We start from the raw sequence: 20240 nt of genomic DNA, 5'->3' as shown, positions 1-20240 counted from the left end.
TAATTGCCTCCGTTTTTTGGAAAAAGTAATATAATGCTTAAACCACAAAGAAAGGAGAATTAATGATATTTTTAAATGATAATTTAAACAACAAAGATGCTAATTCTGAGCCACCAGATGTTTTTCCTAAAGAAGCTAATTCTGCAGCCAATTCTCCTGTAGATGGCTCAAATTCGCAACAAAACTGAAATAATACAATCAATGATAACGAAACAATAGAAGCCAAAATAATCAAGACTGAATTAGATATTCAAGATTCATTTGTACAAGTTGAAAGTAATATTAAAAATCCAAAAAATACAGCAGATGAACCTCGCTTAATTCATAAGGATGTTGTTGAGAAAAAAAACACTAGTTATCGCTACACTAAAATGTCTAATTTTGTTTTAAAATTATCGCGCTTTTACGCTTTAATGTCAATGTGAAAATTAGCCTTAATTACAGGTTTTTTAGCTATTATTTTTGGTATTGTTGGGGTGTTTTTAGTTAAGAACCCAGGTATTTATAACTTTGGTTTAGCCGCTTTTGGACAAGCCATTTCACGTTTAACTAACGTATTACTCCGTAATAATCCTAAAATTACGCCAGAAATCTATAATATTATCGACCACTCTCTGTTCTGATTGCTTTATTTGATTTTATCTATCCCAATTTTTATTTTTGGATGAAAAAAAGTTGGTAAAGTTTTTACAATTTTAACTTTGGAATTCTTAGTTGTTTCATCTATAGTTTCATTTGCATTAGGTCAAATTCCCGTAATTAACAAAATCTATATTATTGGTGACTTTGGACATAGTGAAATTCCAGATGCGCTAAGAAAAGGAATTCAAGATGAATTATGAGCGGGAAAAGGACAAATGTGAACATTAGTTCCGCTTGTTTGATCAGATGGCGGTAACGTTATAGCTCAAACAATTTTTGCAGTGGTATATGGTGTATTATTAGCATTTTTCTTTGCCATTATCGCTATTATTGGCGGAAGTGCCGGTGTTACAGGTATTATTGGCGAATATATGTCGACAGTAAAACAAAAGAATTTTGGAACTATTAATGGTTATATTAATTTAATAATTTTAATTGTGTCTGTTTTAGTTGGTTCATATTTACCCGGAAGCCTCTTATTAAATGACATTAAAGAATTTAATATAGACACATTTTTAGAAGATTTAAATTTAAAATATTTAAAAGAGTCAAATATAACCGATTTAAAAGATTTAAAAGTGTCAAATATAACCGAGCTTTACCAAATAGGTTACCAAATAGGTAAAATCAGAGAAGCTTATGAATTATTGAAATCACAAGCGTGACAGCCATCTATGTATTTTTCACCAAATTTTGTAGCGACATTTATCTGTAATTTTGTGTTTGTTATTTACTTAAACAAATTATTCCCAAGATTTAAAGTGGTTCACTTCAAGGTTTATTCACACCATATGTCATTAATTAGAAAAGCAATTGCTGATGATTCAAGAACAGTTACAAACTTTACAATTACTGTTGGTGAAAGTGGAAGAACAGGAAGCAAAACAAAAATATTATCATCTATCACGCTTTACAAACAAGTGCCACGTTTAATTAAAAGAATTAGAAAAGTTGATCAAAAAGCTTTAATAACTATTTCAAATGTTTCGGCAGTAGATGGAAACATTTATATTCCAGAAAGCAAATTCTAAAATTTCGCATTTTATGCGATTTTTTTATTCTTCAATCATTAATTCGCATTAAAAATAATTTTAGTTTTTGTTCCCGTTTTATCTGTATTAAGGCTAAAACGGAAACAACATTATTTAAAATTTTTATTCTTTTAAACATAACTAGTTAATTTAATAGTATATAAATAGATTCGTAAACATTTACAACTCATTAACAAAAAATATAATAATTATTTATAATAATAAATATATTTAATACAAGGAAGGAATTGATATGAATAAAAAACCATTTAGCGATGCTGGCACAAAATACGAAGGCCACATCGATGAAGAATTTGACGCAATCGTTATAGGATCAGGTCCTGGAGGGTACTTAGCAGCTGAAATGCTTGGTAAAACAGGCAATAAAACCTTAATCGTTGAAAAAGAATTTTGAGGTGGAGTTTGTTTAAATATTGGTTGCATTCCAACAAAAGCAATGTTAGCTTCAACTCATATTTTAGATCACATTACTCATGCAGCCAATTATGGAATTGTTGGAAACTTTTCAGACTTAAAAATTGATGCACAAGAAACATGAAAAAAAATGCATGAACGTAAGGCTAATGTTGTTAAACAAATTTCAGTTGGTGTTAAAATGCTTATGAAAGGGTCAAAATGCACCACAGTTGATGGAGAAGCTAAATTCCTTGCATCACACGTAATTGAAGTTAATGGCAAAATTTACCGGGGCAAAAAAATTATTTTAGCTATGGGAAGTCACAGCCGTAGACTTAAAAATTTACCTGGATTTACAGAAAACTATGCAGACTTCACATTATTAACATCACGTGAAGCTATTAACTTTGATCAAAAATTACCAGAAACAATGACTGTAGTTGGTGGTGGTGTTATTGGTGTTGAATTAGCCCAAATGTATGCTACTGCAGGCACAAAAGTTACATTGATCCAAAACACAGATTCATTATTGACTGGTTTAGATAAAGATATTATTAAAGAAATTACTAAAGTGTTTACTTCAAAAGGTATCGAAGTTATTTACAATGCTTCATGCTCAGGAATTAATGCTAATAAAGAATTAGAATTCACAGTCGGCGATGAAAAACGCACCATTAAATCAGAAGTTTATTTATTGGCTGTCGGTCGTGTTCCAGCAACCGAAGGTCTAGAAAAAACTGGTGTTGAATTAGGTTCACGCAATGAGATTATAGTTGATGAATATCAACGTACAAATGTTGAAGGCGTATATGCAATCGGTGACATTACTGCACAAGCAATGTTAGCTCACGTTGCATATGAACATGCGGTTACTGCTGTAAGCCACATTAATGGTTTAGATAGAAAATACTATGCTGGTAAACCTGTTCCAGGGTGCATCTACACAAGTCCTGAAATTTCATTTGTAGGCTTAACTGAAGAAAAAGCTAAAGAAATAGGATTTGATGCATTTTCAGCTAAATACCTTTTCTCACGCCTAGGAAAAGGTGTAGCTTCAAATGAAACTCTAGGATTTGCTAAATTAGTTGTGGATCGTGCTACAGGCAAAATTTTAGGTGGCCACATGGTTGGTGCAAACGTAACCGACTATATCGCTGAAGTTCAAGTTGCTATTGAAAATAATTTAACTGTTTTAGATTTAACTTTAGCAACACACCCACACCCAACATTTAACGAAATTATATGAGAATGTGCACGCCATGCGGCTATGGAATTAGACGCTAAAAAATAGTAATTAAATCATAATTAAAAATCATTAAAAGCACTGTAGAACAGTGCTTTTAGTTATTTTTGTATTATCGCATTTCGTTTATTAGCAAGTAAAACAAAATTAATTATTTCAGGAGTTTCTCTATGAGTTATTTTTAAATCTCAAACAATACTATTATTAATCACATTTAAATAAGCTACTTTTATCTTAGCTATATTTTCTTCAGTCTTTAAAATTGCCTTGTATTTGCCAAAAGAGAATATGGTTAATCTTTTTTCATCTTCAGTCAATTTAGTTTTTTTAACAAAACTTAAATAATCATTTTCGCCTAAAGATTTTAAAGTTTCAATTGTTTTATAATTAAGAATAATATTGTTTAGCATATAAACTAAAAGATAAATTATTAAACCAAAATTAATCTTGCACAAAATAATATAAGTAATTCCATTTGAATAATTCCCAAAGGATAAATAACCTTCATATATAGTATTAATTCCAAAATCCAATAAAACAATTAATTTATAGATATATAAAATTGAAACCATTATTGTTAATCAGATTTTATTAGTTAATTTATTATTAGATAATCAAATAAATGCGTATCAAAATAACCATAGCCACCAACCAACGAAAATCATATCATAAAAAGGTATAAATGATGCTAGGCTAAAAGCTCAACGCCAACTTTTAAGTGAAGCGGGATCGTTTTTATCAACTTCATACCAATAATGAAAAATTAAACTATCATTTTGAATGATATCAGCAATTAAAATTATTATAGAAAAAAACAAAACCAATACTAATAGTGTAATTTTTAGTTTATTTTTTAATATTATATTCATTTGCCACTCCTTTTTTTTCATATTACTCCTGATTAAATTTTATTTTTTTTAGGAGAAAATTACCATAAATGGCGAAGTATGACAAATATTTAACTAAAAAATTATTTTAAAATAAAAAATCACTTAAAAAGTGATATTTTATTAACTATTTATTTATTAAATCTAAGGTATAACGAGCCATGACTAACTCTTCATCAGTGCGCATTTTGTAAATTGGTAATTCTGATTTTGGTGAAGAAATTAAGACATAATCATCATATGAAGCTAAATTTGCAGGTTTAGAAAGTTTTAAATCGTATGCATGAATATTTTTAATAATCATATCTCGGATAATTTCATCATTCTCTCCAATACCTGCAGTGAAAATAAGAGCATCAACTTTTTCTAGTCGTGATAAGTAGCTAACGATATAATCAGCGGCTTTTTGTGTGAACATATCAATGGCTAACTTAGCCTTAGGATTTGAATCATATACTTTATGCAAATCACGAACATCATTTGAAACTCCCGAAACACCTAAAAGACCAGATTGTTGTGTCATCATTTTATAAACAGCTTCTGGTGCTTCGTGTTCAACTCTAATAAGGTAATCAGCTACTCCAGGGTCAATATTACCTGTTCTTGTTCCCATAATTAAACCTTCAATTGATGAAAAGGCAACTGAAACGTCATTTGATTCTGAGTTTTTAACTAAGCATACACTGCTCCCTGAACCTAAGTGGGCTATAACTAAGTTTAATTTTCTCTTGTTTAAAACTTGTTTCATTTTATTTGTGATGTAATCATAACTTAGACCATGGTATCCAAAACGCTTAATGTGGTATTTTTCTGCTCATTCTTGGTTAATTGGTACAGTTTTATTAATTTCTGGCATTGTTACGTGGAAAGCCGTGTCTTGGCAAATGGCCTTTTTAACGTTTGGTAAAACTTTTTCAAATGCATCAATAGTTATTAATGTAGCTTTTGAGTGAATTGGGATAAATTTACTTGTTTCCGCAATAGCATTTTTTAAAGCTGGATTTCATAATTCTGGAACTAAGTGGGCATGGCCAGATGATGGCGTTCTAAAACTAATTCCAATAATTTCATTAACATTATTAATTATTTTATGTCTAGAAAATGACTGAATTAACTCTTTGATTGTTGTCGGATGATCAGGCAAAGCAATATCTTCAGTGATTTTTTCACCATTTTTCTTAGTAATCATTCTACCATCAATTGTAATTCTTTCACATAAACCTGATGCGATAGCATTTAAGTCTGTATCAAAAAGTTTTCATTTTAAGGTAGATGAACCCGGATTTACTACTAATATTTTTTTCATATTTTTTCCTTTTTTATCAGTATTAGGCTTATTTTATAAAAATTCATATCCTTTTAAAATTGTAATTGAAGTCACATCGATTACATCTTGAACACTAGCACCACGACTAAAATCGTTAATAGCTCCATTTACACCCTGCATAATTGCACCAACTGCGCCATAGCCCCCTAAACGCTGAGCAATCTTGCATCCAATATTGCAGCTTTCTAAGTTAGGAAAGACATATACACCGAGTGGTTCTTGTGGTGCAGAAGGAAATTTTGATGCTCTAACTTTTAAATCATATGCACTATCAAATTGCATTTCACCAGGAATTAAATTTAACTCTTTTCTTTCTAATGCCATTTTAAGGGCTTCTCTAACTAAATCAGGATTTTCACCTTTACCTGAGCCATTAGTTGAATATGTTAAAAAGCCAGTTAAATCATTCATTTCCATTGTTTTAGCGAAGTCACTAGCATTAATTGCTAAATCAACTAATTGAGATGCAGTAGGCTTTTCAACAGTTGAAGGGTCCGTAAAAATAAGTTTTTCATCGTCTTTATGCATAACTATAATTGAAGACATTGTTTTGATTCCTGCTTTTGCACCAACACATTTAAATGCTGCTCTTAGAATATCAGCGGTTGAATAAATTAAGCCACCTACAGCACTTTCCACTAATTTTTCACGAAGCATCATAGCCCCAAAGTATGGACGGTATGAGACTAATTTTAAACATGTTTCATAATCTTCTTTGCCTTTTCTAATTTCAGCCATTCTTGAAGCTAACTTTTCAATTAGCTTGGTTTCTTCAGTCATTATAACGTTTGTTAAACCGTCATTAATTACCTGATTTTCATTTTCTAGAAGCATAATTGGCTTAGCCAATTTATTATTTTGTAAAAATAAAGCTGCTTCACGTGAACGCTTGTCATCTCCATCAATAAATAGCACGCTTAAAACTTTACATTGTGCTTTTTTTGTTAATAAGTTTTGAATATGTGTACTAAATTTTGAAATGTTTGCCATTTTTTCTCCATAATTTTATTTCTTTTATATCTTTTTTAATTTTACCAATATTTTTATTATTTCTGGCGATATATGGAAATATTTTTATATTTCAAACTATTTTTCCAAAACAAAAGCAAAAAAAATTTACCTATTTATTCATCTAAATTTTTACCAAAAATGCTGTAGCACTACGTTTTTGGTAAAAGTATATAAAAAAATAAATATTTTTGACTTTGTGGCTTTACATTATAATATGAATAGCAATATTATTACTAGGCCTTGATATTATTGCTATGAATTCGAATTTAAACAATAATAAACATTGTAGGAGGTTACATGTTAGACAAAGAAAAAGAACAAGTAGGAAACCAAGCTGCTCCAGCAGTTGTTGGTACACTACAAGTATCAGACGAAATTTTAGATTTTAGCTCACTTTCAGTTAAAAAATCATGCAAAAAAAGCGAATGTGCTAAAAAAGCTGACGATAACTTAACACCTCGTGAAAGAGCTATTTTAGAAAGACTAAAAGCAAAGGAAAAATAAAATGAGTCAAATCAAAGAACAACCACTTGTAGCAAAGGTAGAAAAAATCGCACCTATTCGTAAAGCTATAGCAATTAACTTAAAAGAAGTTATGAACTCAGTTGCATACTGCTCATTAGATATGGAAGCAAAGATGAAAAAACTATGAGATCACCGTGCAGCTGTAAATAAAGTAGCTTTAGAAAAACATAATTTAAAATTAACATTTTTACCATGAATTATTAAAGCTGCTTCAATCGCTTTAAGCGAATTCCCTGTATTTACAGCAAAATTCGACGAAACTACAGGTGAAGTTTCATACCCTTCAACTATTGATATTTCAATCGCAGTTGATACACCTTACGGACTAGTTGTTCCAGTTATCAGGGGCATTGAAAACTTATCATTAGTTCAAATTCAACAAGAAATTACCCGTTTATCAGGTTTAGCTCGTGATAGAAAATTATCTATGAAAGATATGATGGGCGGATGCTTTACAGTAACTAACGTTGGTTCAGTTGGCGTAATTAGCGGTTCACCAATTATGAATAAAGGACAATTATCAATCATCGCTACTGGACGTATCAAAGATACCGTGATTGTTGAAGAAGGCAACATTGTTCCAAGCAAAATAATGAACATTTCAATTGCTGCAGATCACCGTTGAGTTGATGGTGCAGACATGGGCCGTTTTACAGGCAGAATTATTGAATTATTAGAAAACCCAGAATCATTAGGAGAAATTTAATATGTTTAAAATGCAATTTACAGACATCGGAGAAGGATTACACGAAGGAACAGTAGCTGAAGTTTTTGTTAAAGAAGGAGACTCAGTTAAAGAAGGGGATATTCTTTTCTCAGTTGAAACCGACAAAATGACTTCAGAAATTCCTGCACCAGTTACAGGAAAAGTAGTTAAAGTTTTAATTAAAGCTGGTGACGAAATTACAGTTGGAGACGAAATTTTCAACATTGAAACAAACTAATTAATGTTAAAAATAACTTTCACGTGTGAAGTTATTTTTTTATTTTGTTGCAAAAAACACTGTAATACAGCTCTTTTGGTTTTTTTAAAATAAAAAAATTTTCAAAAAATGAAAAAATTTATGCACATAAAAAATATGCTTAACTCTTCTAATTCATTACAAAAATACTAAAAAATATTAGAAAATGACTATTTTTCTCGACAATGTAAATAATTCCACGTTTTTTTGTATATAATAATATTGGTTATCCCTTTTTAACCACATTTATAAAAACGCATTTAATTTGTCATTTGAAAGGATTTGAATGAATAACTTTAGTACGATATTCTTATCTGTGACAAAACAACAAGCTCTTTGAGGTGGAATTCTTGCTACTTTCTTATTTATAGCAATGGGTTTCATTGTGACTCGGAAAGGCATATTTGATAAAGAAATTAATAAAAAGCTTTCTGCTTTTAACCTAAAATATGCTCTTCCATTTATTTGCTTAACCGCATTTATGATTAGCGCAAATACATCACAAATCAAAATTTGAGCAGCAATCTTTATTTTGTCAATATTATTCTATACATTCGCAATTTTAGTGGGAAAATTACTTATTAATTACTACCCACATTTAGTTTCAAAGCGAATTACAGCAAAAGCTGAAGCTCTTTGAAGAAAAAAATCAGCTAACGAAAATGGAGTTGATTTAGAAAAATACAAAGAAGAAGCATTAGCCGATTACAAAGCAAAATATATGGCATTCCAATGAATGAATATATTCGGTTCATTACAATTCTTTGCTTACCCATTAATCATCGCCTTAAATGGTAGTGGAATCTTCAACAGTTTTAGCTTAGTTCTAGCACAAACATGATGTGTTCCATATATGGTTTCAGTATTTATTATTTTACCATTAGAATACTCAGGTCTTAAATTCTCTAAAAAGAACATTAAACCTATCATGCAACAAGTATTCAGCCCAATGATGTGCTGCTTATACTTATCATTAGTTCTTTGATTATTACAATTTATTCCTGGAATCTACGAAGCAAGATTTGGTGAACCAAATGACTTCCCATACGATAACCTTCTTAAAGATGGACCTGCAGGATCAGACGCAGCAAAAGATTATGCAAAAGCTCCACAATTCTGAGGTGCATTCAAAACTAACATGACATTCCTAATGAGTGGAATGACAATGGCTACTGGATTAGTTTCTCCATTAGCATGATTAGTAATTGGTGGATCATTAGCAGCATCTAACCTTAAAGAAGTTATTAAAGATAAAGGAGTTTGAACAGCTACAGTTGTTAAAAACTTCATCTACCCTCTTGTAACATTTGGAATAATGTTCTTATTTGTTCTTCCAATTTGAGGAAAATTAAACTACGGTGAGGTTCAATTAACAGGTGAACTCAAAGGTAATGCTGGTCTTCTTGACCCAGCTTCAGCTACATTAATTGTATTAATGATGGCTACTCCACCTGCGGCAGTTAACGTAATTTTCGCTAGTGCTAACAAACACCGTTCATTGGATTACATTGCAAAAGTTTCATCACTTTCAACAGCTGTATGTGTAATCTCAATGCCTTTATTCATTATTTTATCATCAATCGCATATCAATCGGTTGTTGCAATACCAGCTTAAAAATAAAGGAATATTGAAAAAATAAAAAAAGCACCGCTGGTGCTTTTTTACTGTCTTTTCAGTATGAATCAAAAAAATTTTTTTGGTAAAAATCTCAAAAATATTAAATATAATTTAATAGCATGCCTAAAAAATCATGCATAATATTTGAAAAACAAAAAAGAATATGGAGATAATATGAAAAAAATAGTTGTAATCGGACTAGGAAATGTTGGTTTTACATATGTAACAATTTGTGTTGCACGTAATATTCAAGCAGAATGAATTTTTGTTGATAAAAACACAGAGGTTGCAGAAGCTCATGCACATGACTTTGAAGATATGTGTGCAATCCTACCACGTAATAACTCAAGCTTTAAAGTTGGTACATTAGATGATGCTAAAGGTGCTGATATCGTTATGATTGCTGCATCAATCCCTGCCGGAAAAGACTTTTCAGATCGTTTAGCTTTAGCTGGTGCAAATGCTAAATTAATGAAATCATTCGGCGATAAACTTAAAGAAGTTGGATTTAAAGGTTCTGTTATTGTTGCGGCAAACCCATGCGATGTTATGGCTGCTGTTATCCACTATGCTTCAGGCTTACCAGCTAACAAAGTTATGTCTGCAGGTACAGTGCTTGATTCAGGACGTATGAGAAAATTCGTTGCAGCTAAAGTTAAAACATCACCAGAAAATGTACATGGTTTTGTTTGCGCAGAACACGGTGGATCAGCTATGATCGCATGATCACAATTAAGAGTTGGATTAAGCTCAGTTGAAGATTTAATTAAAGCAAGAAAATTAAAACGTTCAGACTTAGATGAAATTTTAAAACAAACATTATCTGAACCATTCTTTATTTTCTCACGTAAAGGAAATACTCAATTCGGTATTGCTACATCATGCTACCGTACAACAGAAGCAATTTTAGAAAATCAAAGAGCTATTATTCCTCTTGGTGTTAAATTACCTAAACCATTCAAAAACGCTGGAATTTACACATGCTTCCCAGTTATCGTTGGTGAAAGAGGATACGAATATCTCCCAGGTACATTAAAATTATCTAAAGAAGAAATGGAAAAATTTGAAGCTTCAACAGCTCACATGGCAAATGTTCACACCGAAACATTGGCACAAATCGGAATTAACATCGATTTTAAATAATAATAATTATATGTTCGCTTATGCGGACATATTTTTTTATTAACTGGACATAAATCTCTAACAAAGAAAAAATCTAAAAAATGAAAATAATACCATATTTGAATAAGTATTTAATATTTTTCTAATATAATATATATGTATAGAACGTATCGATACTATACAAATTTTTTTTACCGAAAGGATTAATATGGAATTTAAACACATTGAAGCAGGCAAAGTCATGACTTACCCAAAAGCAATGATTCGTCACTTAGATATTGATGGAAACTTAATTGAAAAAAATTACAAAACATCAATTTCAAGCGATACATTAGTTAAAATGTATGAAAATATGGTTAAATCTCGTGCATGAGATAACTATGCTCTTACATTACAAAAAACTGGACGTCTAGGTACATTTGCACCTAGCCTTGGTGAAGAAGCTCTTTTAACAGCTGTTGGATATTCAATGAAAGATGAAGATTTCTTCGTACCTCACTACCGTGTTTTAGGCGCTTTATTAGCACGTGGTGTTAGCTATGAACAAATTTACCTATACTGAAAAGGTTCAGAATTAGGTGGATCATTCTTTAACAAGAACATCTTACCTTACCAAGTTATTATCGGAGCTCAAATTTCACAAGCTGCTGGTGTTGCTTATGCAATCAAAGCTAAAGGTGAAAAGAAAGTTGCTTTAACAATGATTGGTAACGGTGGAACTAACGAAGGTGAATTCCACGAAGCTCTTAACTTAGCTGCAGTTCGTAAATTACCTCTTGTTGTTGTTATTTCAAACAACCAATGAGCTATCTCAGTTCCAGAACACAACTCATACTCAGTTCCAACATTATCACAACGTGCAATGTCATACGGCATTCCAGGAATTCGTGTTGATGGTAACGACTTATTAGCAGTTTCAGAAGTTCTTAATGAAGCTGTTGAATGAGCAAGAAATAACAATGGACCTGTTTTAGTTGAAGCAGTTACATGACGTCAAGGACAACACACCACCAGTGATGATCCTAGAGTTTACCGTTCAAGAGAAATGGAAGAAGAAAAAGAAAAATGAGAACCATTCCACCGTATTGAAAAATACTTATTCGAACATGGTTTAATTACACAAGCTAAAATTGATTCATTATACGAAAAATACACAGAAGAAGCAAAAGCTGCAAACGAAAGTTCTAATGCGAGATTAACAGAAGAAGGCTATGACGATATTTACAAATACACCTATGAAACATTGCCAGCTGAACTTGAAGAACAAAAACAAGAAAACATGAGATTTCTTAAAAAATAGTTTGTAGAAATATTAATCAATTTATACATAATCTATTTAATTAATAAGGAGAAATTATTATGAATACAATTAAAGTAAATAATATCGAAGCACTTACAAACGCTTTAGACATTGCGATGGAAAGAGACAAAAACGTTGTTGTTTTTGGTGAAGACGCAGGGTTTGAAGGTGGTGTTTTCCGTGCTACAAAAGGTCTTCAAGCTAAATATGGTGATTTAAGAGTATTTGACACTCCAATTTCAGAAGCTGCTATCGCAGGTGGAGCTGTTGGAGCTGCTGTTGCAGGTCTTAGACCAGTTGCAGAAATTCAATTCTCTGGCTTCTCATTCTTAACAATGTCGCAATTATTTGGAAACGCAGCTCGTATGCGTAACCGTTCACGTGGCAGATGATTTGTTCCTATGGTATTAAGAATGCCTTGTGGTGGTGGAGTTAAAGCTCTTGAACACCACTCAGAATCAATTGAAGCTATTTTCACACACATTCCAGGTATTAAAGTTGTTATGCCAGCTACCCCATATGACACAAAAGGTCTTATGTTAGCTGCTATTGAAGACAATGACCCAGTTGTTTTCTTAGAACACAAACGTGACTACCGTGCTTTTAAATCAGAAATTCCTGAAGGATACTACAAAGTTGAAATTGGAAAAGCAAATGTTGCTGTTGAAGGTGAAGATTTAACAATTGTGACCTATGGACACATGGTTCACGAAACTATTGCTGCTCTTAAAGCTCTTAAAGAAGAAGGAAAAGAATACTCAATCGAAGTTATCGACCTTCGTTCACTTAAACCACTTGACACAGAAACCATTGTTAAATCAGTAAACAAAACAGGACGTTTATTAGTAGTTAGTGAAGCTGTTAAATCAGGTTCAATCGCTGCTGAAATTATTGCTCGTGTAAACGAAAAATGCTTCGACTCATTAGTAGCTGCTCCAGTTCGTTTAAACGGTGCTGACGTTACAATTCCACTTCCTGCTTTAGAATACTTATATATGGTTGACAAAAACAAAATTGCTCAAGTTATTAAAGAAATGCTTGGATAATCAACATAATCCTAAAAAAATTCAAAGGGTTTTCCTTTGAATTTTTTTTATCTTTAATTGACACTTTTTCTGAGCTATAAAATGAATTAAATGCTGTAATTTTGCTAATTAAATAATTATCATATTTGTAATAATATGGTAGCGTAGATAATTTTATTAATTAAGTTTAATTCGCTTACAAAAAATATTGGTCATAAGCCAATATTTTTTATTATTAATCTTCGTCTTTATTTTGGATGTTTCTTCTCTTGATGATTTCGTCGCTGATGGTTTTTGGACATTTTTCATAGTGGTGGAATTGCATTTGGTATGTCCCACGTCCAGCAGTCATACTACGTAAATCGGTTGCATAACCAAACATTTCTTTAAGTGGAACTAATGCACGAATAATGTGAGCTCCATCATTTCTAGTTTCGTTATCTTCGATTCCCCCACGACGACGGGTTAAGTCACCCATAACATCTCCAAAGTAATCTTCAGGAATAACAACAGCTACGTCCATAATTGGCTCAAGTAAAACTGTGCCTAGTTGATCTTTAGCTTTAGTTAAAGCTTTAGAAGCCGCAATTTTGTAAGCCATTTCTGAAGAGTCGACATCGTGGTATGAACCATCAAATAATGTAGCTTTGATATCAATCATTGGATATCCAGCTAAAATACCACTAGCCATTTTGTCTTCAAGACCTTTTTGAATTGGTTTAATGTATTCTTTTGGAATTTTACCACCAACAATTTTATCAACGAATTCAAAGCCTTTGTCGTGGTTTGGTTCGAATTTAATTCATACGTGACCATATTGACCTTTACCACCAGATTGTTTAATGTGTTTACCTTCAACTTCAGCAGTTTTAGTAATTGTTTCACGATATGAAACTTGAGGTGCACCAACATTAGCTTTAACACCATGTTCACGTTTAAGACGGTCAACGATGATATCTAAGTGTAATTCACCCATACCAGCAATAATTGTTTGACCGGTTTCTTCATCAGTATAAGTTCTAAAAGTAGGATCTTCAGCAGCTAATTTTTGTAAACCAAGCGCTAATTTTTCCATAGCATCCTTGCTTTCTGGTTCAAGAGCTTGAGAAATAACTGGTTCAGGGAAGACCATTTTTTCTAGTACATATCTAGGTGATTTTTCGCCAACTAAAGTATCACCGGTTGTTGTGCCTTTAAGTCCAACAGCTGCGTGGATATCACCAGCGTAGCTTTCATCAACTTCTTGACGTGAATTAGCATGCATTTGGATAATACGTCCAATTCTTTCTTTAATATCTTTAGTTGTATTGTATACATAAGAACCTTTTTTAAGAACACCTGAGTAAGTTCTAAAGAAAGTTAATGATCCAACATAAGGGTCAGTCATAACTTTAAAAGCTAAAGCAACAAAATCGTTTTCATCTGAAGAAGTAAGCTCTACTTCTTTATCATTTAATGTTGCTGAAGCACCCGGAATATCAAGTGGTGAAGGTAAATAATCAACAACAGCGTCAATCATTTTCTTAACACCTTTGTTTTTAAATGCTGTACCACAAATAGCAGGGAATAAAGTTGCTGAAATTGTAGCTTTACGTAATACTGCTTTAATTTCTTCTTGAGTAGGTTCTTCGCCTTCTAAAACTTTCATCATAAATTCATCATCGTATGTAGAGAGCGCATCGATTAATTCGGTTCTTCTTAATTGTGCTTCATCTACTAAATCAGCGGGAATATCTTGTGGTTCAGCATTTTCATCTGCTTTACCATCATAAATATATGCTTTCATTTCGATTAAGTCAATGATACCTTGGAAGTTGCTTTCTGCACCAATAGGCATTTGAATTGCAACTGCATTTCCATTTAATCTTTCTTTAACTGAACGAACAGACATGAAGAAGTCAGCACCAGCTTTATCCATTTTGTTAATGAAAACGATACGTGGAACTTTATAGTTTGTAGCTTGTCTTCAAACTGTTTCTGTTTGCGGTTCAACACCTGATTGAGCATCAAGAACAGTAACGGCACCGTCTAGTACACGAAGTGAACGTTCAACCTCAACGGTGAAGTCAACGTGACCAGGGGTATCAATGATGTTAATTCTTTTACCTTTTCAAAAAGCTGTTGTAGCAGCCGAAGTAATTGTAATACCTCTTTCTTGTTCTTGAGCCATTCAGTCCATTTGTGAAGCACCATCGTGTGTTTCACCAATTTTGTGAATTTTACCAGTGTGGTATAAAATTCTTTCTGTTGTGGTAGTTTTACCTGCGTCAATGTGTGCCATGATACCGATATTACGGTAATCTTTTAGTTCATATTGTCTTGCCATAATTTTCCTTAAATAATAGTAGTAATGTAATTTTGGTTAAATTTTAGTAAGAACAAATTATCATCTAAAGTGAGCAAATGCTCTGTTGGCTTCGGCCATTTTGTGAGTATCTTCACGTTTTTTAACAGCTCCACCAGTTTTGTTTGACGCGTCAATAATTTCAGTCGCTAAACGAACATCCATTGTTTTTTCGTTTCTTAATCTTGCATATTGCACTAACCAACGTAATGATAATGTTTGTTGACGACGTTTTGAAACTTCAGTAGGAACTTGGTAGTTGGTTCCACCAATTCTTCTTGTACGAATTTCTAATTGTGGAGTAACGTTAGCTAAAGCAACTTCGAAAACTTCCATTGGATCTTTGTTTGTTTTTTCTTTAATGATGTTAAATGCTGAATATAGAATATCTTGTGCGATTGATTTTTTACCATCAAGCATAATGGTGTTAATTAATTTAGTAATTAAAACAGAATTGAAAATTGGGTCTGCTAAAACTTCACGCACAGGGGCTTTATGTTTTCTTGACATAGTTATTATTTCCTTTCTTTTTCTTTACTAATTATTTAGAAGCTTTTTCTTTTTTAGTTCCGTACAAGCTTCTACCTTGTTTACGGTTGTTAACACCAGCTAAGTCTTGAGTTCCACGCACGATGTGATATCTAACACCAGGTAAGTCTTTAACACGACCACCACGAATTAAAACAACAGAGTGCTCTTGAAGGTTGTGTCCTTCACCACCAATATATGCTGTAATTTCCATACCGTTTGATAATCTAACACGAGCATATTTACGCATAGCTGAGTTAGGTTTTTTAGGAGTCATAGTAGCCACACGAGTACATACACCACGTTTAAAAGGTGAATTCATACGACGTGCAGTTTTATTTAATGAGTTAAAAATTAATGAGAGAGCAGGCGCGTTTTGTTTACGCACTTTTTGCTCACGGCCATTTGTAACTAACTGATTAGTTGTAGGCATTTTTTTCCTTTCTTAATAATATAGTAATAGTATAACTACCACAAGGCAGTTAGAACTATTATATAACAACTATGCCGTGTGTATCAAAAAAAATAATTTTTTTTACGCTTCATATCTTTAGTTTAAAAACTAAGCAAAATAACGAATATTATTTAATAAAAAGATAATAAAACCGCGACAAAAAAGTACTTTTATATTAACTTTTTTGTTGCGAAAATAGCTGTAGCGCAGCTTTTTTAGCAATTTATTTAGTGAATCCAAGCAAGGCTATTGTCTTTTCTTTTTCTCAAGATAATCTTCATCCCTTTGAAATTAATTTCACACCATCCAATGTTTTTTGTGCAACTTTTTAGTAGTTTCTTTTAATTTTTTCAACTGTTCATTTGTTGCATCATTTGGTGGATTTTTAATGCGATTTTGACTATTAATTTAATATATTTTTTTAGCTCACTAATTTTTGACTTAGTTGAACATAAATCAGTCATAGTAGCAGATGCTAAGTCAAAAATTAGAGAAATAAAAAATACATAAAAAAAATTAATAGACAAAAATGAACCCAAATTCTATTTTTAATCAATATTATTACTAATTTGATAAAATAAATTAATATGAGGTGAATATGAAAATAGATTTTTTAAGCAAGATAATTAATGTTAATAAAGAAGAATGAAAAAAAACACAAAATAATGTTCTTTTGCATAGCATTAAAAATCAACAAAAAGTTAGTCCTGATGATATTTTAGCTCTTGCATTACAAAATAATGTGAAGTTCAATATGGACAATATTATCCAAACTTTAGTCAAAGATGAAAATATTAATCATGATGAATTAATTATTCCTTTTAAACCAACTATAGAAGTAGTTAAAGTTGACAAAGATTCTTGTGAGTATCAAATTAAATTTTCTTATACATCTACTAGACAATTCGCTAATTTTAACTTAAAATTTGACTGTTCTAAATTTTCATATCCTTCGCTTACTGAAGCAAAATTAGAAGAAGCTTATCAAGCATTTGTTAAAAATTATCAATATTTAGACGATGTTAGCGAAGTTAATGAAGATGATATTGTGTCAATTACTTATAATGTTTCACAAGATTCACAAGAATTAGCTAAAGATGTTAATTTAACTATTAAAGCATCAAAAAAAGATACTTGAACAATTAATCAAGAATTAATTGGAGCTAAATTAAACGATACAATCGGTGTAAATGATCCAGATCGCCAACATTATGAAATAACAATTAAAAAAATTAGACGTATTTTTCATGCCGAGCTTACAAAAGAATTATTACCAACATTACAAATGGAAACAATAAAAACTTTAGATGATTTAAAAGCTAAATTATTTAAAGATTTTAAAAAAGATTTTGCCTCACAAAATTTATTACAATTTTACCATTATGCCCTCGAACAGCTAATTTTAGTAAATAATTTGCAACCTCATCCACATGATATAGATCAAGATTTCGAAGCTAAAAAAGAAGCATTTTTTAAAGATGCGAACGAAGCTCTTAAGGCTAAATTAGAAGATGAAAATAATGAAGAAAATAAAAAACTTATGCATGAAATTTTGCTTTCCGCTATAACCAATAAAGCAATTCAATTGGCTGAAGTTGTCCTAAGTAGAATGTTTTTAGACGAAAACGATAAGTTAATTACCAATGAGTTAATCAGTAATGAATTGCGCCACATCGAAGAAACCGGTTCAAGCGATACAATCGCTAAAAGTCCTGAACAAATGCACAATATTTTGCGCCGTAAACTTACTGCTTTACGATTAGCTAAAATTAATGATGAAAATTTATATAATAATTTATCTAATGATTTAAATATCTATGTCTAATTAGGCATAGGTATTTGTATAATATGACTATAACTAAGGAGAATCATGATAGAAGTACAAAATCTAAGTAAAGTTTTTAGTGATAAAAAGCTTTTTGAAGGTGTTAACTTAAAATTTGTGGCTGGAAATACATATGGAATTATCGGTGCTAATGGGGCTGGCAAAAGTACATTTTTAAAAATTTTAGCCGGTGATGTTGAACAATCATCAGGGCAAATAATTGTTGAAAAAGGCCGTAGAATAAGCGTTTTAGCTCAAGACCATAATGCTTATGATAATTTAAATGTTACTGATGTTGTTGTGGCCGGCAATAAAGAATTACAACAAATTAAAGACGAAAAAGATGCAATTTATGCTAACCCAGATGCAACTATGGATGATTACACTAGAGCTGGCGAATTGGAAGAAAAATATGGTTTATTAGGTGGATGAAGCGCTGAAAATGATGCCCAAGAATTATTAGCAGGCTTACAAATTCCAAAGAATAAATGAGACGTATTAATGTCTGAATTGACAGCTAACCAAAAAATCAAAGTTTTATTGGCGAGAGCTTTATTTGGAAACCCTGACATTTTAATTATGGACGAACCTACAAACCACCTTGATTTACGTGCAATTAGATGACTTGAAAACTTTTTAGCTGATTATCAAAATGTTGTGATTGTAGTTAGTCACGATAGTGACTTTTTAGATAATATTTGCACTCACATTGTTGATATTGACTATAATGAAGCTAAAATCTACACTGGAAACTATACTTTTTGAAAAGAAAGTAGTGAATTAGCTCGGGAATTAATGAAACAATCCAATGCTAAAAAAGAAATTCAAATAGATAAGCTTAAAAGCTTCATTGCACGTTTTAGTGCAAATGCATCAAAATCACGTCAAGCAACATCAAGAAAAAAATCTCTTGAAAAAATTACACTTGATGAAATTAAACCGTCAAACCGTAAATATCCATACATTCACTGGGATATAAACCGTGAACCAGGTAAAGATATATTAAATGTTGAAAATCTTTCTTATGAAGAAAATGGTAAAGTGTTATTCCAAAAAGTTTCATTTACTTTAGCTAAAGGTGAAAAAATGGTTTTAATTGGTGAAGATGACATTGCAAAAACTCGTTTTTTAGAATGCTTAATTGGCAAAATCAAGCCAACTACAGGCACAATCAAATGAGGGCAAACAATTAAACATACATATTATCCAAATGAAAATAGAGAATATTTTCAAAAAGATATGTCAATTTTAGAGTGAATCGCGCAATGACCACCTTATAACTCAACCGAAGAAACCAAAGATGTTTCTGACCAAAGAATGCGTAGTTTTTTAGGCCGTATGCTTTTTTCAAATGATTCAGTTTTTAAAAAAGTTGCCGTTACTAGTGGTGGCGAAAAAGCAAGATTAATGTTTTCAAGAATGATGCTTCTTGAAGCTAACTTCTTGGTTTTAGATCAACCGCTTGACCACTTAGATACTGAAAGCATCGACTCATTAATAGCAGGTTTAAAATCATATCGTGGTGGTGTAATTTTTACCACTTATAACCGTGCTTTAGTTAACCAAGTAGCAAATGTCATTCTAGAAATTTCTCCGCAAAATAGTTATATTTTCCATGGTTCGCTAGAAGAATGAGAAGAGTTATATCCAATTTTAGAACACTAATAATATAATAATCATAAATAATAAATTCACCAAAAATGTTGTAATACAGCTCTTTTGGTGAATTTATACTTCTTTTTTTTTTTCCTGAGTTTCGGAGTAAAAAACAAAAAGTGTAAAATTGACCGTTATTTTTAGTCAAAATACACTTTTTGTTTTTTCTATATACAATTTTTTACAATTTCTAAAAATTCATTATACGTTTCTTCATTGCTTTTATTAATAGCGGGATCAATAAATCTTTCTTCAATTATTTTCCCATTTCTTAATTTAGTTAACTTATTACAGTCTTTTAAAAAATCAATTAACTTAGTATT

16 protein-coding genes and 1 pseudogene are annotated in these 20240 nt (G+C 31.4%); 11 read left to right on the top strand and 6 right to left on the bottom strand.

Annotated elements, in window-relative coordinates:
• Positions 1-62 precede the first annotated feature (62 nt).
• Together T385_RS0101120 and lpdA are read left to right on the top strand one after the other, a co-directional pair.
• Positions 63-1673 (top strand): DUF2179 domain-containing protein, encoded by a 1611-nt coding sequence (locus T385_RS0101120; protein ID WP_051677946.1) that lies wholly within the window; start codon positions 63-65, stop codon positions 1671-1673.
• Between the two features lie 253 nt (positions 1674-1926).
• Complete coding sequence (gene lpdA / locus T385_RS0101115; RefSeq protein WP_036450721.1) at positions 1927-3381, top strand: dihydrolipoyl dehydrogenase; 1455 nt, start codon at positions 1927-1929, stop codon at positions 3379-3381.
• Positions 3382-3434: 53 nt separating this feature from the next.
• On the opposite strand, the gene T385_RS0101110 is transcribed toward lpdA, so the two are convergent.
• The 3 genes from T385_RS0101110 to T385_RS0101100 all read right to left on the bottom strand — a co-directional run bounded on the left by T385_RS0101110 (position 3435) and on the right by T385_RS0101100 (position 6537).
• The gene (locus T385_RS0101110; protein ID WP_029905752.1) at positions 3435-4202 is read right to left on the bottom strand and encodes a hypothetical protein; all 768 of its coding nucleotides are present in this window, start codon (positions 4200-4202) and stop codon (positions 3435-3437) included.
• A gap of 145 nt (positions 4203-4347) precedes the next feature.
• On the bottom strand, positions 4348-5526 hold the full coding sequence (locus T385_RS0101105; RefSeq protein WP_029905750.1) for an acetate/propionate family kinase: 1179 nt from the start codon (positions 5524-5526) through the stop codon (positions 4348-4350).
• Between the two features lie 33 nt (positions 5527-5559).
• A complete protein-coding gene (locus tag T385_RS0101100; protein ID WP_029905748.1) occupies positions 5560-6537 on the bottom strand; it encodes a phosphate acyltransferase in 978 nt (325 codons plus the stop codon).
• Between the two features lie 318 nt (positions 6538-6855).
• Here T385_RS0101100 and T385_RS03470 point away from each other — a divergent pair, with 318 nt between their 5' ends.
• The 7 genes and pseudogenes from T385_RS03470 (at position 6856) to T385_RS0101065 (ending at position 13131) form a co-directional block, all read left to right on the top strand.
• Positions 6856-7062, top strand: a complete 207-nt coding sequence (locus T385_RS03470) for a hypothetical protein (protein ID WP_036450718.1) — start codon at positions 6856-6858, stop codon at positions 7060-7062.
• Position 7063: 1 nt separating this feature from the next.
• The gene (locus T385_RS0101090; RefSeq protein ID WP_029905746.1) at positions 7064-7789 is read left to right on the top strand and encodes a 2-oxo acid dehydrogenase subunit E2; all 726 of its coding nucleotides are present in this window, start codon (positions 7064-7066) and stop codon (positions 7787-7789) included.
• Position 7790: 1 nt separating this feature from the next.
• Positions 7791-8018 (top strand): annotated as a pseudogene (locus T385_RS0101085) (biotin/lipoyl-containing protein); the annotation flags it as partial.
• A 313-nt stretch (positions 8019-8331) separates the two neighbouring features.
• The gene (locus T385_RS0101080; protein ID WP_029905742.1) at positions 8332-9660 is read left to right on the top strand and encodes an AEC family transporter; all 1329 of its coding nucleotides are present in this window, start codon (positions 8332-8334) and stop codon (positions 9658-9660) included.
• A gap of 177 nt (positions 9661-9837) precedes the next feature.
• Positions 9838-10806: a lactate/malate family dehydrogenase gene (locus T385_RS0101075; RefSeq protein WP_029905740.1), complete on the top strand. Its 969-nt coding sequence runs from the start codon at positions 9838-9840 to the stop codon at positions 10804-10806.
• 187 nt (positions 10807-10993) lie between these two features.
• Positions 10994-12085 (top strand): pyruvate dehydrogenase (acetyl-transferring) E1 component subunit alpha, encoded by a 1092-nt coding sequence (gene pdhA / locus T385_RS0101070; protein WP_029905739.1) that lies wholly within the window; start codon positions 10994-10996, stop codon positions 12083-12085.
• Positions 12086-12144: 59 nt separating this feature from the next.
• Positions 12145-13131 carry an alpha-ketoacid dehydrogenase subunit beta gene (locus T385_RS0101065; RefSeq protein WP_029905738.1) on the top strand — a complete coding sequence of 329 codons (987 nt, stop codon included), beginning with the start codon at positions 12145-12147 and terminating at the stop codon, positions 13129-13131.
• 214 nt (positions 13132-13345) lie between these two features.
• Here the strand turns inward: T385_RS0101065 and fusA are convergent, their stop codons facing one another.
• From fusA to rpsL, 3 genes are read right to left on the bottom strand one after another with little or no spacing between them, the layout of a single operon-like run.
• Positions 13346-15436, bottom strand: a complete 2091-nt coding sequence (gene fusA / locus T385_RS0101060; RefSeq protein WP_029905737.1) for an elongation factor G — start codon at positions 15434-15436, stop codon at positions 13346-13348.
• Between the two features lie 57 nt (positions 15437-15493).
• Positions 15494-15964, bottom strand: a complete 471-nt coding sequence (rpsG, locus tag T385_RS0101055) for a 30S ribosomal protein S7 (protein WP_029905736.1) — start codon at positions 15962-15964, stop codon at positions 15494-15496.
• 31 nt (positions 15965-15995) lie between these two features.
• Positions 15996-16415: a 30S ribosomal protein S12 gene (gene rpsL / locus T385_RS0101050; protein WP_029905731.1), complete on the bottom strand. Its 420-nt coding sequence runs from the start codon at positions 16413-16415 to the stop codon at positions 15996-15998.
• Between the two features lie 619 nt (positions 16416-17034).
• Here rpsL and T385_RS0101045 point away from each other — a divergent pair.
• Complete coding sequence (locus tag T385_RS0101045) at positions 17035-18261, top strand: trigger factor-related chaperone (protein WP_029905729.1); 1227 nt, start codon at positions 17035-17037, stop codon at positions 18259-18261.
• Between the two features lie 45 nt (positions 18262-18306).
• Entirely contained in the window at positions 18307-19926 is a 1620-nt protein-coding gene (locus T385_RS0101040; protein ID WP_029905727.1) for an ABC-F family ATP-binding cassette domain-containing protein, read from the top strand.
• Positions 19927-20240 lie beyond the last annotated feature (314 nt).

It is taken from the genome of Mycoplasmopsis opalescens ATCC 27921, from assembly GCF_000712185.1.
GTDB classification, from domain to species: domain Bacteria; phylum Bacillota_I; class Bacilli_A; order Mycoplasmatales; family Metamycoplasmataceae; genus Mycoplasmopsis; species Mycoplasmopsis opalescens.
This window is presented reverse-complemented; position numbering and strand designations above follow the sequence as displayed.